Genomic DNA, 15125 nt, shown 5'->3' with positions numbered 1-15125 from the left:
CAGATTAAAAGCTGCTCCTTTTCTATGCAAAGAAGATAAATTAACTCGCAAGCGCTGCTTTTACTTTATCTCTATAACTACGGCTTACTTTTAATTCTTGCCCGTTGTCTAGCACTAATAAATACTCGCCACTTGTCTGTGTAACTAACTTGCTAATCTGTTTAGTATTCACGATTGCTGAACGATGAACACGAACAAATAACGCTGGGTCCAGCTCTTGTTCAAGTTCTTTCATTGTTTTACGCAGAATATGTGTTTTCCCGTCATTGCAGTGCAGGCACATATAATCTCCCGCGGCATCAACCCATTGTATTGATGACGTCGTGACACGAATAATTTCACCCTGCTCTTTCACAGCAAGAGATTCAGGATATTTTTTATCTTCTAACGCATCACCTGTTGCTAATTTCTTCAAGATTTCTTCACAGTTATTACCTGTAATACCTGCAACGAAACTAGCTAGTTTCTTTTTATGGGCGTTATCTTGTTGTGTTTTTAAATAGCTTTGCACTTTATCCACCGCCTGTTCTAATCGGTTGTCATCAACGGGTTTTAAAATATAATCGAGGGCATGGATCTCAAATGCTTGCACAGCATATTGATCGAACGCCGTTACAAACACAACAGCAGGCATTGAACCTGGCTTTTCACTGAGCGTTTTGGCAACTTCAAAACCATTCATTCCAGGCATTTGAATATCTAAAAATAGCAAATCAATGTCGTTTTCGTTACAAGCTTGAATCGCTTGTTCGCCTGTAGGGCATAAATCAACTACTTCTAATTGTTCAAATTCTTTTAAACGTACAGCAAGGCCTTTTCTTGCTAATGGCTCGTCATCAACGATTAATGTTTTAATTCTACTCATTACTTTCTGCCTTCTCGTATGGAACGCGAATATTTACTTTTAGCCCTTTTGGTGTGTTATGTGATAGAGCGAACGAGTAATTATTTTCGTATAAAGTTTTAAGCCTATCTTGAGTGTTTGCAATACCCACTCCTGACGCATTCAATAATTTGCCATTTTCTATTTCAGCACCGGGTCCATTGTCCCCTACTTCTAATAATAATTCATTGGCAAAGACTTGCGCCTTTATCTCTAATTTACCGCCTTCAGTCATATGGGCGATGGCATATTTGATTGAGTTTTCGATTAATGGTTGCAGCAACAAGCTTGGTACTAGCGCATGTTTCGCTTCTTCTGTCATACTGACATCTATTGATAGACGTTCATCAAAACGTACTTTTTCAATCTCTAGATATAAGTTTAATGCGTGAATTTCCTGTTCTAATGGCACTTTTTTTATGGGATCAGTATTGAGTGTATAACGAAGGAAATCACTGAGCCTAGATACCATCTGATTTGCATCTTTATTTTCTTCAACAAGTATAAGTGTAGAAATTGCATTAAGTGTGTTGAACAAAAAATGAGGGTTTAATTGATATCTAAGCATTTTGAGCTGCGCTTCATGCGCCATAGTATTTGCTTTCAGAGCTTTTTGGCGTTCACTTTGAAGTAACTGATAGTACTTGATACCAAAATACAGGCCGCTCCAGCAAAGGATGATATAGACTGAATCCAAACCTTGTTGAAAATAATAAAACCACTCAGTGGGTCTGTAACCATGACGGTATATCTCCCACAAATTGAACTTTTGAATGACTGACCAAAGGGTACCAGTAATGTATGAGGCACTGAAAACAACAACGATTAAAACCCAAGGTTTAGAGTTCCATATAATTCTGTAGAGGTAACGTAACGGCACTGTCATTAAACACCCTGCATAGGCGTTTAATACAATCACGAATACATATATATCTCTCATTTCGAAAACTTTTGAGCCAATATAATTGACCAATGCATAGCCAATCCAGCCTGCAATTTGAAGTACCCAAAAGAATCGTTGTCGATTATCGACTAAAGCTTGCCATTTCAATGGATTATATAACTCCTATTTAATGCCTTAATTATACGTAATGCATCGGATTAACGCACTGCTACCAATCTCATAATTTCATCGGCTTACCGCAAAGAAAAGGGGCACAAAAATGTGCCCCTTTATCCAATCAACATAGATTTTTATGCAAGTTTATCTGAAGCAACCTTATAATTAGGGTCTTCGATAACATTCACTTCTACTAAATCTTTTGCTTTGTTAAGCAACTCAATGCAGTCCGGACTTAAGTGACGTAAATGGACTGTTTTACCAGTTTTTTTATAGCGTTCCGCCAAGCTATCAATGGCTTCAATTGCACTATGATCTGCAACTCGACTATATTTAAACTCAATAATGACATCATTTGGGTCGTTGTTTATATCGAATAACTCAGCAAAGTTTTTAACCGAACCAAAGAATAATGGACCATGAAGTTCGTAGACTTTGGAACCCTGTTCATCGATATAGTTGTTTGTGTAGATATGCTTTGCATGCTCCCAAGCAAATACCAGTGCAGAAACAATCACACCAACACACACTGCAATGGCTAAATCGGTTATTACCGTGACGCCCGATACTAGCACTATCACGAAAGCATCCGTTTTAGGTATACGTTTCATTAATCTAAAACTAGACCATTCGAATGTGCCTAAAACAACCATAAACATCACACCAACAAGTGCCGCGAGTGGGATCATTTCAATTAGACTTGCAGCAAACAAGATAAAGCCAAGTAGTAAAACGGCTGCTGTGATACCTGATAAACGGCTACGACCACCAGAATTAATATTTATCATTGATTGACCAATCATGGCACAACCACCCATTGCACCAAATACACCGCATGTAACGTTTGCAGCACCTTGGCCGATACATTCTTTATTTGAATTACCGCGTGTTTCTGTGATTTCATCGATTAGTGTTAATGTTAGAAGCGATTCAATCAGGCCTATCGCAGCTAAAACTAATGCATAAGGGAAGATGATTTTGAAAGTCTCAAAATTGAAAGGTACAGCCGGAATATGGAACTCAGGGAATCCGCCTGCAATTGTTGCATTCAAATCGCCTGACATGTCTTTTAAGTAATCAAGTACAGTGCGAGATTCTAGATCTAAACCAATCACTAGGCCAGTCACTACCAATATGGCAGCAAGAGATGATGGAATTGCTGTAGTAAGTTTCGGTAAGAAGTGAATGATTGCCATCGTTAAAGCAACAAGACCACCCATCACATATAGCTCTGAGCCTTGCATCCATTGAAGTTGACCATTGCCATCCATTACTTTGAACTGCCCTAATTGAGCTAAAAAGATAACAATTGCCAACCCATTTACAAAACCCAACATCACTGGGTGTGGAACCATTCTAATGAATTTGCCGAGCTTAAATATGCCCGCCAATATTTGAAACACACCCATTAATAGAACGGTAGCAAATAAATATTCGACACCATGCTCAATAACCAAGCTAACCATAACAACAGCTAACGCACCCGTTGCACCTGAGATCATGCCTGGGCGACCACCAAAAATTGAGGTAATTAAGCCGACGATAAAGGCCGCATAGAGGCCAACTAAGGGGTCAACATGCGCAACAAATGCGAATGCTACAGCTTCAGGTACCAGTGCTAATGCAACGGTTAAGCCGGAAAGGATATCGTTTTTAGCAGAGCTTGGCGCTTTGCCTATCAGATTAAACATTCATTTCCTCGATGTGTTAGATATGTATTTATAATAATTATGAACAGAAAAGCGCTGGATTATAGCGAAATCCAGCGCTTTTAACAAACTGACTACATCAGATGAGTATAGTCGAAATACGTGACAGAGGTTTTAAAGTGGTAAAGCAGTTGTTCTCTTTACACACGTCATAGTTACATTTGAATGTACTTCTTGAACATATTCCAAATTCAATAAATTATCACGAACAAACCGCTCGTAGCCGTCTATGCCTTTTGAAATAATTCTGAGCATGAAATCCATAGTGCCCGCCATGGTGTAACATTCTGTTACTTCGTCATAGCTTAAGATTAGCTCTTCAAACTCAGCAAGATTATTGCGCCCGTGGTTGGACAACCTAACGTTGGCATAAACCAACATATCAAAGCCCAGCTTTTTATCATCTAATAAAGCGACTTTACCTTTGATATAGCCATCTTGCTCTAGCTTTGCAATTCTGCGCCAGCATGGTGATTGTGAAAGGCCAACTTTATCTGCAATCTCTGCTGTTGATAAACTTGCATCCTGTTGGATTAAGGCCAATATTTGTCTGTCAACTTGATTTAAAGACATATTTAATACGTTCTCTTAAAATTATGAGAATTTTATTCTCTTTCTTAGATTAAATTTTAGTGTGTTTTAGCCGAATCGGCCACTCATAAAAGGATTATGTGCCTTCTCATAACCAATTGAAGTATTTGGTCCATGACCAGAAAAAACTTCAACGTCATCTGGTAAGGTAAAAAGCTGTGTTTTTATTGATGTTTTTAATTGCTCACTGTCTCCTTTTGGAAAGTCAGTTCTGCCAACTGAGCCTTTAAATAAAACATCACCTACAAATACAGCTTGTTTACTGGCTTCATAAAAAACAATGTGACCAGGCGTATGCCCTGGGCAATGTCTCACTTCAAAGTTTAAATTACCTAAATTAAAGACTTCACCATGCTCTAACCAACGATCAGGGTAAAACACTTCATGAAGATCAAATCCAAACATTTGCGATTGCATCGGCAAAGCATCAAACCAAAAACGTTCATCTTCGGTTGGACCAATAATTTGAATATCAAGTTTGCTTGCTATTTCTACACTTGCACCAACATGATCAAGATGACCATGAGTTAACAAAATACACTTAACTCTGAGATTATTACTAGCTATGTGCTCTAATAATAAAGGTGCATCTCCACCGGGATCGAGTATTGCTGTATCGCCAGTTTCTTCACAAGTAATGAAACGTGTATTTTGCATAAATGCAGTGACAGGCTTGGTAACGACTTTCACTGATTACTTCTCTACTTCTTTTTGCTCTGGTTTATATTGCATTAAAATTGGGTATTTTAAGTAGCCTTGATCGAAATATGGCGTTTTTGAATACAACCAATTTAAACGTGCTTTAGGATCTGATTCAAAGTTTTTGTCTTCTCTTAATTTCTTATCAAATTCTAGCGCAAGTTTAGGGTTATCTTTTAACATTGAACGGGCATAAGGTACTAATGCATAATTTTCAACATATTCCGTTCGTTGGAATATTGTATGAAAACTTCCCCATGAGAAAAAAGAGTCTGGGGCTTCAGGGTGCAGTAAATGAGTTGCCAGCTTGCCTCTTACTTGCTGCGTCGTTACTTTATACCAACCTGCTAAATTTTTTTGTTCAATATCGCTATTGGTGAACTGTGCAGTTACTCTAAAACGCCCCTCAAAAGGTGTTTTTTCGAAAGCATAATCATTAACTTCTGCAAGTTTTAGGTTAGAAACTAAATCAGTAGAAGTGACTTTTTCAACATTGATACCGTGTATTGATAATTTATCTGCAATGAATCTATATGACTGTGGTATATAGAATGCATCAGGCACATCCACAACAGAAACAACCTCTTTTTTCCAATAGATAGGTAGCTTCTCGTAGTGCTCTGGCTCTCCAAGATACTTAACCTCTTGTTGCCCAGAAAGCGCACTGTTAAATCGCTTATACTTAATCCCTTTGAAGTTGATAAAGTCAGGCTCTGTTGCATACTTTCTATTAAGCACTAGACGTTTTGGCGTCTCATATTCTTTTTTAACTGCACTTTCGAGTGCTTGAGAATGTATAGATAAAGCATCTATTGCGCCATCTAAAAATACATAGGTACCTAATACACGTTGCTTATAGGGTTTAAGTGAATGATTTTCTACTAAAATCGTTGGTACATTAGCAAGGTCTCCCCAACCGTTTGAAAATCGCGGTCCTGCAATCCAACCTGCTAAGCCACTCTTAAATTCTCTTTTATCCATGACAAATACAAGTGGACCAGGAATATGGTCGTATTTTGCTAATGTTTTATCAATATGAGGCTGAAACTTTTCAGCTAACACAGTTGCAATTTGTGGTGATTCACTAGCGAATGCGGGTGTGTAGCCATAAGTGACATCGTATTGATAATCTGCACCATCTGTGACATGAACATCTACGTACAAGTCTGGTTCAAATTCATTAATTACCTTCAATACAGCTTTTACTTCTGGTGTATCTAACTTAGTGTAATCACGATTAAGGTTTAGGTTGTTTCCATTCGTTCTGAAACCCATCTTAATTGGGCCACGCTGATTTATACGATTAAACTCACTTCGGCGCTCATGCCCATCAACGTTTAAGATAGGAATAAAAAGTATATTTACTTTATTTAACAGATCTCTTCTTTTGCCCGTTGCTATATCTCTTAACAACATAAAGCCAGCATCTTTACCGTCAATTTCACCAGAATGGATACCAGCTTGAATTAACATTGTCGGCTTACCATTGCTTTTGATCATGTTTGCAGAAAATTGGCCATTTTCGCTGGCAACAATCATTTTGATTTCACGCTGACCAAAACTTTCACCAATTGATAAGCTGCTGAACTGGGTTGGATTTGCCGCAATTAATCTATCAACGAATTTCATTGTGTCTTCATAAGTAGGCGATACTTCCCCACCACTTAGTTCAAAGTCTGTTGTTAAAGGACCAGAACTTTGAATTAGTTGCAAACTTTTCCCTTGCCAAGGTATTAATGGTGGTAAATGACCATTCATACTCAACACAGTGGATAAAATTATGACGTTTGCAAACATGTAAAAGACTCATTAATAATTTATAAGTTAGATGAATTATATCAATCTTTTACAAACCAATTTAGAATGTGCGGTGATTCAACAAAAAAATGCAGCAAATGACATATTTGGCATTTTTTATCTACATTAATACAGCGAAATAACAAAATGAAATCAATCTTGATCACAGGCTGCTCTACCGGCATCGGTTATCACTGTGCAAAAGAACTACATAAATCAGGTTATAAAGTCATAGCCAGTTGCCGTAAAAATGAGGATGTTGTGCGGCTCTCAGAAGAAGGTTTAACCTGTATTAAATTAGATCTCGCGGACCAGGCAAGTATAGAGCAAGGCTTTAAAACAGCACTTGATATATGTGATGGGCAGTTAGATGTATTGTTTAACAATGGTGCTTATGGACAACCCGGCGCAGTAGAAGACTTGCCAACAGATACTTTACGCGCACAATTTGAAGTCAACTTTTTTGCTTGGCACCACCTTACCAATTTGGCAATTAAACATATGCGCTCAACGGGACATGGTCGAATTATTCACAATTCGTCCGTGTTAGGTTTTGTAGCTCTACCTTATCGAGGTGCTTACAATGCCAGTAAGTTCGCTTTAGAGGGGTTAACAGATACATTGAGAATGGAGTTAGCAGATACCAATATCCACATTTGCTTAGTTGAACCAGGACCAATCGCCTCTAAGTTTAGAGAAAATGCAAAACAGGCATTTATTAAAAATATCAATATTGAACAAAGTGCACATAGCGATAATTATAGAGCACAGCTAAACCGACTAGAAAGTCAAACTGCACCACAAAAATTTACTCTAGGCCCTGAAGCTGTTCTAGAAAAGCTTTTGTATGCAATAAATGCAGAAAAACCAAAGCCGCGTTACTACGTCACATTTCCAACCTATTTCATGGGCGTGATGCGAAGAATATTAAGTACTAGATTACTTGATAAAATTTTAATAAAAAATCGTTAAAACTAAAAAAGGAGCCAATGGCTCCTTTTAAATCAATAAGTTCAAGACTTATTAAGCAGCTAGACCTTCTTTTGCTTTAGCAACTAATGCTGCGAAAGCTACTTGGTCGTATACTGCGATATCAGCTAGGATCTTACGATCGATTTCAACAGATGACTTTTTAAGGCCATTGATGAAACGGCTGTAAGAAAGACCATTCTGACGTGAAGCTGCGTTGATACGTGCAATCCATAGTTGACGGAAAGTACGTTTCTTAGCACGACGGTCACGGTAAGCGTATTGACCTGCTTTAGTTACAGCTTGGAACGCTACGCGGTAAACACGTGAACGTGCTCCGTAGTAACCTTTAGCTTGCTTTAATACTTTTTTGTGACGTGCACGTGCGATAACACCGCGTTTAACTCTTGCCATTTCTGATATCCTCTATTAAGCGAATGGTAACATACGATCGATTAGGCCTAGGTCATTCTTATGAACCATAGACTTTGCACGAAGGTGTAGTTTACGCTTTGAAGATTTCTTAGTCAGAATGTGACGAAGATGCGATTGTTTACGCTTGTAACCGCCTGAAGCAGTCTTTTTGAAACGCTTAGCTGCGCCTCTGTGTGTTTTTAGCTTGTAAGCCATTGCAATAACTCCAAATGTATTGCGCTAATCAATGTAAAAAGGCGGGATAAACCACTTGTAGAGCCTTATTACAACCTAAGTTCTGGTGAGAAATCAATCTACTTTTTACAGACCAGTTGAACTAGGTAGCCGAAGCATTTGAGACCTAGTTCAAAATCGGAGCGTATTATGCCGTGTTTATGCTTTTTTCGCAATAGGTGCCAACATCATAATCATTTGACGACCTTCTACGCGATTTGGGAAAGACTCAACTGTTGCGATGTCTTCTAAATCAGCCTTAACACGGTTTAATAAATCTAGGCCAATGTCTTGGTGAGCCATTTCACGGCCGCGGAAGCGAATAGTAACTTTAGCTTTATCACCACCCTCTAAGAATTTTCTTAGGCTACGAAGTTTAACGTTGTAGTCACCCGAGTCAGTACCTGGACGGAACTTGATCTCTTTGATTTGGATCTGCTTCTGCTTTTTCTTTTGTTCTTTTTGTACTTTTGCTTTTTCGAAAAGGAACTTACCGTAATCCATCACCTTACAAACTGGCGGTTCAGCATTTGGACTAATTTCTACTAAATCTACACCTAGTTCATCAGCAATAGCTTGAGCTTCTCTTAACGATACAATACTTGGTTCCTGGCCTTCTACGCCTGTTAAGCGAACTTCTCTCGCTGTGATTTCTTCGTTAATACGATGTTGTTTTTGAGCTGTTGGTTGCCCTTTTTTGCCGCCTCTAATGGTACGATCCTCCAAAAAATCAAAAGATAAAGCGTGTAGCTTGATATATTGTTGTAAGCCACACGCCATAATTTTATTTACGGTCTTTAATCTCTTCGCTTACCTTTGCGATAAAGTCATCAACCGAGAACTTGCCAAGGTCTTCACCTTTGCGTGTTCTAACCGCAACTTCTTGCTGTTCGACTTCTTTGTCACCAACAACAAGTAAATACGGAATACGTTTTAAAGTATGCTCGCGAATTTTAAAGCCAATCTTCTCATTTCTCAAGTCAGCACAAGCTCTAATTCCAAGTTTATTTAATTTTTGCACAATTTCTTGTACATAATCAGCTTGTTTATCGGTGATATTCATGATCACCACTTGCTTTGGTGCTAACCAAGTTGGGAAAAGACCCGCATATTCTTCTGTTAAGATACCGATGAATCGTTCGATAGAACCTAAAATTGCACGGTGGATCATGACAGGCGTCTTACGCTCGTTATTTTCGGCCACATAAGTAGCACCTAAACGACCCGGTAATGCGAAGTCTAACTGCACTGTACCACACTGCCAAGCACGGTCTAAGCAATCATATAATGTGAATTCAATTTTAGGACCGTAGAATGCACCTTCACCTGGTAGGTATTCAAATTCAATACCATTCGCTTCTAATGCATCAGCCAACGCTTTTTCTGATTTGTCCCACATTTCATCGTCACCAATACGCTTTTCTGGACGTGTCGATAACTTAACAACAATGTTTTCAAAACCAAATGTTGAATATGTGTCATATACCATCTTGATACATGCTGACACTTCATCCATCACCTGTTCTTCAGTACAGAATACGTGCGCATCATCTTGAGTGAAACCACGTACACGCATTAATCCGTGTAATGCACCTGATGGCTCATTACGGTGACAACAGCCAAACTCGGCCATACGTAATGGTAGATCACGATAAGATTTTAGACCTTGATTGAAAATTTGCACGTGACCTGGGCAGTTCATTGGTTTAATAGCATATTCACGTTTTTCTGATTCAGTGGTGAACATGGCATCAGAATACTTATCCCAGTGGCCAGACTTTTCCCAAAGACCACGGTCCATCATTAATGGGCCTTTTACTTCTTCGTAGCTGTACTCACGCAACTTTTCACGAACAAAGTCTTCAAGTTCACGATAAATGCTCCAGCCATCATTATGCCAGAATACCATGCCTGGCGCTTCTTCTTGCCAGTGCCATAAGTCTAACGCTTTACCAATTTTACGGTGATCACGCTTTTCTGCTTCTTCAAGACGCTTCAAATACGCTTTAAGCTGTTTCTTATCAGCCCAAGCTGTACCATAGATACGCTGTAGCATCTTATTATCAGAGTTACCACGCCAATACGCGCCAGCAACTTTCATGATCTTGAAGTGTTGACAGAACTTCATGTTTGGCACGTGAGGACCGCGACACATGTCAACGTATTCTTCGTGATGGTAAAGACCTGGATTGTCATCCTTCGAAATATTTTCGTCTAGGATTTCAATTTTGTAAGTCTCACCGCGTGCTTCAAAGGTGTCTCTTGCTTCTTGCCAAGTGACTGTTTTCTTAACAACGTCATAATTTGTTTTAGCAAGCTCAAGCATGCGCTTTTCAATTGCATCTAGATCTTCTTGAGTTAATGAACGATCTAAATCGATGTCGTAGTAAAAACCATTGTCGATGGTTGGACCAATCGCCATTTTTACATCAGGGAAAAGCTGTTTAATTGCATGACCAATTAAGTGTGCGCATGAGTGACGGATAATTTCCAAGCCGTCTTCATCTTTTGCTGTGATGATTTGTAGATTTGAATCTTCAGTGATTAAATCACATGCATCAACTCTTTCACCATTCACTCGGCCCGCGATGGTTGCCTTTGCAAGACCAGGACCGATATCTTGAGCTACTTCTAATGTTGTTACTGGATTTTCGAAAGCACGCTGACTACCGTCAGGAAGCGTAATTACAGGCATGATAATTCCTATTTACAGTGGTGACACCTACCAAGTATCACGTGTATTAAAGTTTAAAAAATGAGTACCTTTTACAACGCTTTTACGAATAAGCATTGATGAACTGTTTGGCAAGTTAACTAAGGATTTTAAGCGAAGCTTATTTTGGCCTTCACAGTGACTAAATTCAAGGGAAAGACTAAAATTAACTCTGTAAATCGATGAATAAATGAAATTTTAAATGCCTGAACAAAAATCTATAAAAATTGCTACGTTAAATCTGCTTAATTTTGCAGCGCCGCCTTATCGCTTTTATTCTGAATTTGAAGGTTACACATACAGTCAGTGGCAATCTAAAACTTTATTTATTTCTGAATTGTTGGCTCATATGTCGCCAACCATTGTTGCCTTTCAAGAAGTATTTTCTGTCAAAGAACTGGAAGAGATTTGTAAAGAGCAAGGCCTTCCCTATTTTTCTGCCGTTTCAGCGGTTAAACATGAAGCGTTAAAACCCGATGTGCTATATTCACCGGTTGTTGCAATCGCTTCTAAATATCCAATTGAATCTTTAAATTGTCTGTTGCCAAATAAGGACTTGCTCGATTATTTTGGTCATCAAACACCTTTTGGTTTTAATCGGACACCAATCAAGTGCAAGATAAACCTGCCAGACGTTGGATTTGTCAGTTTTTATGTGGTCCATTTAAAATCACAACGCCTTATCACTGATGGCAACCTATTCGAGCAAATCAATGCTGAGCCAAAACTTCGTCACTACTACGAACAATCTTTTGCATTACTTAGGAACAGTCAAGATCGCTCCTTAGAGGCCTCCATAATCATGCATGATGTGATGACCAACAATCAAAATATGCCTGTTGTCGTGTTAGGTGATTTTAATCATAATCTTGAGCACGCTAGCTTGTTGCCCTTTAATATTGCCAACGATCACTCATTCAAAGACGTACCATCAGAAAGTGGCTTAATTGATAGCTTCAAAATTTCACAACAGGCAATGGAAGGAAAACAAAAACCTGCAACACACTTTTATCGTGGTAAAGGTAATGTATTAGATTATATTTTACTGTCTCAACACTTCGACCCTGTTCATGATAACTGTGTAATTAACGAATTAAACTATGCTACTTTTGACGGACACTTAACCACACAAAGAGACGGAGAAGACATTCGTTATTCAGATCATGCCGCCATCATGATCGATTTATCAGTTTAAGCTTTTGCTTTATTCCACTCATCGTTATAATTACCAACAAGTTTCAATATATTGGAAAAATTATGAGAACATGTGGTGTTGAAATCACAGGCAGTGAAGTACTTTTATGCTTGCTGACAAAAGAAGAAGACGTTTTCGATATTCGTGATGTGCGTCAAACACGTTTTACCCTTGGACAAGTTGGCCAAGACACTGAAGAAATGCGCAAATTCCAATTTGATTTTGCAAAATTATTAGAAGATTACCAAATTGACTCTGTTGCCATCAAACAAAGAGCACCAAAGGGTAAGTTTGCAGGTAGTGCGACGGGCTTTAAAATCGAAGCTGCCATTCAATTAATAAAAGATGTGGATGTTAAAATTTTATCTGCAACTGAAATTAAAGAGCAATTGAAGCGTAACCCTTTACCAATCGACTTTGAAGAAACTGGGCTTAAGAAATATCAAGAAACTGCATTTGTTAATGCATACGTTTATATCATGATGAAAACATACCGCCCAGAAGAGCTATAAAGAGTAGACTCACTAAATATCCGGCGATATCAGTCCGGATATTTATCTCACTGAATATCGGTTTATTTATGTGTTTCATATAAACAATCTGACACTTTTCTTAAATCTACATTATCAATATAGTCATCACTCAACGTCAGAATTGCATTTAAGTTATTTACTAACTTTTCTTTTTGCAACTCACCCGGCTTTAATGCGGTTTGCAATAAATGCAATGCCATATCGGCCATAAGCAAACGTTGTTTTTCTTGCCAATTTTCATCAGCACGACTTGCAGGATGAACCCTGATAGCTTCTTCAACTTGGTCATGAATCGACCAGCTTAAAGTTAAAATATCTTGTCTCTGCTGCTTTTCCATAGCACACCTCTAGGATTGAAATTAGCCTTGTATACCTTTTAAAGATATTATTTATTTAACACAAAGCTCAACATGTCTTTAGCTTTGATCAATATGCTTTAATCTTCAATACGCCTTTGGTCATATCTTATAGTGAATTATTTAGTGCTTTAGGGTTTCTTGGATAGAAGTTTGTAGGCTGGTTCTGGCATAAATCAAATTCACGGGTATTTTTGTAAGGTAACTTCATAAAACCTGCAACACCAAAGTTGTCAATACATAAGGCGTACTGCATGATTTCTTCTAAAAGTGCCTTAAATTGACTTTCCTTAGACGCATCCAATAATCGATAGTAATGGTGGATCTTTAAACGGTTTTCTACCGATTCAAAAATAATACATCCTGTGTGGTGAATTTTGTTTAACTCGAACACACATTGAATAATACTTTTTGGTAACTGCAATTGCTCGTCAGGATCTTTCCCATCTTCGAAATAACTATGTGGTCGGGTTATTTCTTGGCTACTGGTATCAACAACCGAGTAATGTAACTGAGGTAATACATCGAAAATAAACGCACCCGTGCTGTCTCTTTCTAATTGAATAGTTTGCCTTGCATCAAATAAGCAACATTTGAACAAGCCTTTTTGGGTTATGCCTTGGGCAAGCATGACCGTTGCATTCACAGAATCAGTAAATGCTTGGTGTAAAGTTTCATCGTGCAAAATTAGACTTGATTCAATATGTAGATTTTCTTCACGCCAATGAAAACTTAAGCCACCAACCACGGGGAATTTTGCAAGACGACTTATCGACGCTAAAAAGGCTTTTTCTGTATCTCCGGTATCAAACAAAAATTCTTTATAGTACCTATCTAGTTGCGCATCGTTAACATCAAGCAGTTGTTGATTATGATCTGCTCTTCGTAAGAACTCTTTACGTGAACTGTACACAACTGTGTCTGGTTCAAATTCAAATTCATTGACCCAAAATGGAATGTTCGCTTTGACTGTTTTGTGATCTAGTTCTGGCAAGTAAACTTTAGCCATACTTGGCATATTGCGGATAAAGTAGTCTCCTGCTGCATCTCTTAATTTTTTATCCTTTGACAGCATATTGTCTATGACTGTCGCAAATTCCTGAGGTAACCCAAGACTTGCTGCTGGAATAACACCCACACCAAAACGGCATGATTGTGCACTTGCCAATGCATAGAGTGTTGACGCAACACCTTGTTCATCAAATCGGGGCGATGACTGCATACCTGACATTTGTTCATCACCTATAAAATACACATCGCCCATGCGGGCATTGGTACTCGATAAATCTGCTGACATTAAGTCCATGATGTTGCTGGCAACGACTTCACCATATTCATCAATTTGCGCATAGACAGAACTCCCCCAATCAACCAGAGAGAACTCATCTGTATCAACATCCCATACAATATTAGAGGGTTTGATATCGCCGTGGACAATAGGTTGTGGACTTAAACCATTTTTATGCCTGCGCAAGTCAAGTAATACATTTCTGAGTTTTAACGCTAAGCTCACGATGTCTTGAACTGAAAAACGGCCACGTTTTAGTGAGATTTTTTCTAAGTCTTCCCCTTTTGCTCGGGCCATCATCAAAATGCCTTGTTTTTTTACCCGCTCAAAAGCAAAAAACTTAGGCACCATGGGGTTATTAATTTGCGACAACATATAAGCTTCGTCTTCAAGCCTATCTCTGATACTTTGAGCAAGAGTAATTCGAGAGAACTTAAACACCCACTCTTGCCCGTCTTCACCAATGCCTGCGAAAACAAATCCAAACGCACCAGAACCAATTTCTTCAACATCGCCATAACCCAGTAGCTGCAATTGCTTCTTACATATATTTAACCACTGTCTATGCTTTTTTGCGTCATGATGAGAGAGTAGATAAATAGATTGCTGTTCGTTGATATAGAAATTATTGATTGATTTGGCAGTCATAATTATTGTTATTTTGATTCAAAAAAGGCCGATAAA

General features: G+C 38.4%; 15 protein-coding genes. 3 read left to right on the top strand and 12 right to left on the bottom strand.

Going from position 1 to position 15125, the window contains the following annotated elements; translation table 11 throughout:
- Nucleotides 1–40: 40 nt before the first annotated feature.
- The 6 genes from ACGHEH_RS09735 to ACGHEH_RS09710 form a co-directional block, all read right to left on the bottom strand.
- Nucleotides 41–865 carry a LytR/AlgR family response regulator transcription factor gene (locus ACGHEH_RS09735; RefSeq protein WP_390444571.1) on the bottom strand — a complete coding sequence of 275 codons (825 nt, stop codon included), beginning with the start codon at nucleotides 863–865 and terminating at the stop codon, nucleotides 41–43.
- A complete protein-coding gene (locus ACGHEH_RS09730) occupies nucleotides 858–1934 on the bottom strand; it encodes a sensor histidine kinase (protein WP_390444569.1) in 1077 nt (358 codons plus the stop codon). The genes ACGHEH_RS09735 and ACGHEH_RS09730 overlap by 8 nt, the downstream gene beginning before the upstream one ends.
- A gap of 143 nt (nucleotides 1935–2077) precedes the next feature.
- Entirely contained in the window at nucleotides 2078–3634 is a 1557-nt protein-coding gene (locus tag ACGHEH_RS09725; protein WP_390444567.1) for a SulP family inorganic anion transporter, read from the bottom strand.
- Between the two features lie 132 nt (nucleotides 3635–3766).
- On the bottom strand, nucleotides 3767–4225 hold the full coding sequence (locus ACGHEH_RS09720) for an Lrp/AsnC family transcriptional regulator (protein ID WP_058029847.1): 459 nt from the start codon (nucleotides 4223–4225) through the stop codon (nucleotides 3767–3769).
- A gap of 66 nt (nucleotides 4226–4291) precedes the next feature.
- The gene (locus tag ACGHEH_RS09715) at nucleotides 4292–4933 is read right to left on the bottom strand and encodes an MBL fold metallo-hydrolase (protein ID WP_390444564.1); all 642 of its coding nucleotides are present in this window, start codon (nucleotides 4931–4933) and stop codon (nucleotides 4292–4294) included.
- A 3-nt stretch (nucleotides 4934–4936) separates the two neighbouring features.
- On the bottom strand, nucleotides 4937–6739 hold the full coding sequence (locus ACGHEH_RS09710; RefSeq protein ID WP_390444561.1) for a M14 family metallopeptidase: 1803 nt from the start codon (nucleotides 6737–6739) through the stop codon (nucleotides 4937–4939).
- A 147-nt stretch (nucleotides 6740–6886) separates the two neighbouring features.
- Between ACGHEH_RS09710 and ACGHEH_RS09705 the strand changes: the two genes are divergently transcribed.
- The gene (locus tag ACGHEH_RS09705; RefSeq protein ID WP_390444558.1) at nucleotides 6887–7711 is read left to right on the top strand and encodes an SDR family oxidoreductase; all 825 of its coding nucleotides are present in this window, start codon (nucleotides 6887–6889) and stop codon (nucleotides 7709–7711) included.
- A 51-nt stretch (nucleotides 7712–7762) separates the two neighbouring features.
- Here the strand turns inward: ACGHEH_RS09705 and rplT are convergent, their stop codons facing one another.
- From rplT to thrS, 4 genes are all read right to left on the bottom strand, one after another.
- Complete coding sequence (rplT, locus tag ACGHEH_RS09700) at nucleotides 7763–8122, bottom strand: 50S ribosomal protein L20 (protein WP_058029851.1); 360 nt, start codon at nucleotides 8120–8122, stop codon at nucleotides 7763–7765.
- Between the two features lie 15 nt (nucleotides 8123–8137).
- Nucleotides 8138–8338: a 50S ribosomal protein L35 gene (gene rpmI / locus ACGHEH_RS09695; RefSeq protein ID WP_023398350.1), complete on the bottom strand. Its 201-nt coding sequence runs from the start codon at nucleotides 8336–8338 to the stop codon at nucleotides 8138–8140.
- Nucleotides 8339–8515: 177 nt separating this feature from the next.
- Nucleotides 8516–9082 (bottom strand): translation initiation factor IF-3, encoded by a 567-nt coding sequence (gene infC / locus ACGHEH_RS09690; protein WP_390445182.1) that lies wholly within the window; start codon nucleotides 9080–9082, stop codon nucleotides 8516–8518.
- A 58-nt stretch (nucleotides 9083–9140) separates the two neighbouring features.
- Nucleotides 9141–11051, bottom strand: coding sequence for a threonine--tRNA ligase (gene thrS, locus ACGHEH_RS09685; protein WP_390444554.1), 1911 nt, complete (start codon nucleotides 11049–11051; stop codon nucleotides 9141–9143).
- Nucleotides 11052–11271: 220 nt separating this feature from the next.
- On the opposite strand from thrS, the gene ACGHEH_RS09680 reads away from it, so the two are divergent.
- Together ACGHEH_RS09680 and ACGHEH_RS09675 are read left to right on the top strand one after the other, a co-directional pair.
- Nucleotides 11272–12264 (top strand): endonuclease/exonuclease/phosphatase family protein, encoded by a 993-nt coding sequence (locus tag ACGHEH_RS09680; protein WP_390444551.1) that lies wholly within the window; start codon nucleotides 11272–11274, stop codon nucleotides 12262–12264.
- Between the two features lie 62 nt (nucleotides 12265–12326).
- Nucleotides 12327–12776 (top strand): DUF3010 family protein, encoded by a 450-nt coding sequence (locus ACGHEH_RS09675; protein WP_390444548.1) that lies wholly within the window; start codon nucleotides 12327–12329, stop codon nucleotides 12774–12776.
- A gap of 62 nt (nucleotides 12777–12838) precedes the next feature.
- Here the strand turns inward: ACGHEH_RS09675 and ACGHEH_RS09670 are convergent, their stop codons facing one another.
- On the bottom strand, nucleotides 12839–13135 hold the full coding sequence (locus tag ACGHEH_RS09670) for a hypothetical protein (protein WP_390444545.1): 297 nt from the start codon (nucleotides 13133–13135) through the stop codon (nucleotides 12839–12841).
- Nucleotides 13136–13262: 127 nt separating this feature from the next.
- Nucleotides 13263–15089 carry a serine/threonine protein kinase gene (locus ACGHEH_RS09665; protein WP_390444543.1) on the bottom strand — a complete coding sequence of 609 codons (1827 nt, stop codon included), beginning with the start codon at nucleotides 15087–15089 and terminating at the stop codon, nucleotides 13263–13265.
- Between the last annotated feature and the right edge of the window lie 36 nt (nucleotides 15090–15125).

Source organism: Pseudoalteromonas sp. MTN2-4 (genome assembly GCF_042848605.1).
Taxonomy (GTDB): Bacteria; Pseudomonadota; Gammaproteobacteria; order Enterobacterales; family Alteromonadaceae; genus Pseudoalteromonas.
The sequence above is the reverse complement of the archived record's forward strand: the minus strand, read 5'-3'. Positions and strand labels throughout refer to the sequence as shown.

Excerpts from the sequence above, each read along its gene's own strand:
- ACGHEH_RS09735 (WP_390444571.1), bottom strand. The coding sequence starts at position 865 with ATGAGTAGAATTAAAACATTAATCGTTGATGACGAGCCATTAGCAAGA.
- thrS (WP_390444554.1), bottom strand. The coding sequence starts at position 11,051 with ATGCCTGTAATTACGCTTCCTGACGGTAGTCAGCGTGCTTTCGAAAAT.
- rpmI (WP_023398350.1), bottom strand. The coding sequence starts at position 8,338 with ATGGCTTACAAGCTAAAAACACACAGAGGCGCAGCTAAGCGTTTCAAA.
- ACGHEH_RS09710 (WP_390444561.1), bottom strand. The coding sequence starts at position 6,739 with ATGTTTGCAAACGTCATAATTTTATCCACTGTGTTGAGTATGAATGGT.
- ACGHEH_RS09665 (WP_390444543.1), bottom strand. The coding sequence starts at position 15,089 with ATGACTGCCAAATCAATCAATAATTTCTATATCAACGAACAGCAATCT.
- ACGHEH_RS09680 (WP_390444551.1), top strand. The coding sequence starts at position 11,272 with ATGCCTGAACAAAAATCTATAAAAATTGCTACGTTAAATCTGCTTAAT.
- rplT (WP_058029851.1), bottom strand. The coding sequence starts at position 8,122 with ATGGCAAGAGTTAAACGCGGTGTTATCGCACGTGCACGTCACAAAAAA.
- ACGHEH_RS09705 (WP_390444558.1), top strand. The coding sequence starts at position 6,887 with ATGAAATCAATCTTGATCACAGGCTGCTCTACCGGCATCGGTTATCAC.
- ACGHEH_RS09725 (WP_390444567.1), bottom strand. The coding sequence starts at position 3,634 with ATGTTTAATCTGATAGGCAAAGCGCCAAGCTCTGCTAAAAACGATATC.
- ACGHEH_RS09720 (WP_058029847.1), bottom strand. The coding sequence starts at position 4,225 with ATGTCTTTAAATCAAGTTGACAGACAAATATTGGCCTTAATCCAACAG.
- ACGHEH_RS09670 (WP_390444545.1), bottom strand. The coding sequence starts at position 13,135 with ATGGAAAAGCAGCAGAGACAAGATATTTTAACTTTAAGCTGGTCGATT.
- ACGHEH_RS09675 (WP_390444548.1), top strand. The coding sequence starts at position 12,327 with ATGAGAACATGTGGTGTTGAAATCACAGGCAGTGAAGTACTTTTATGC.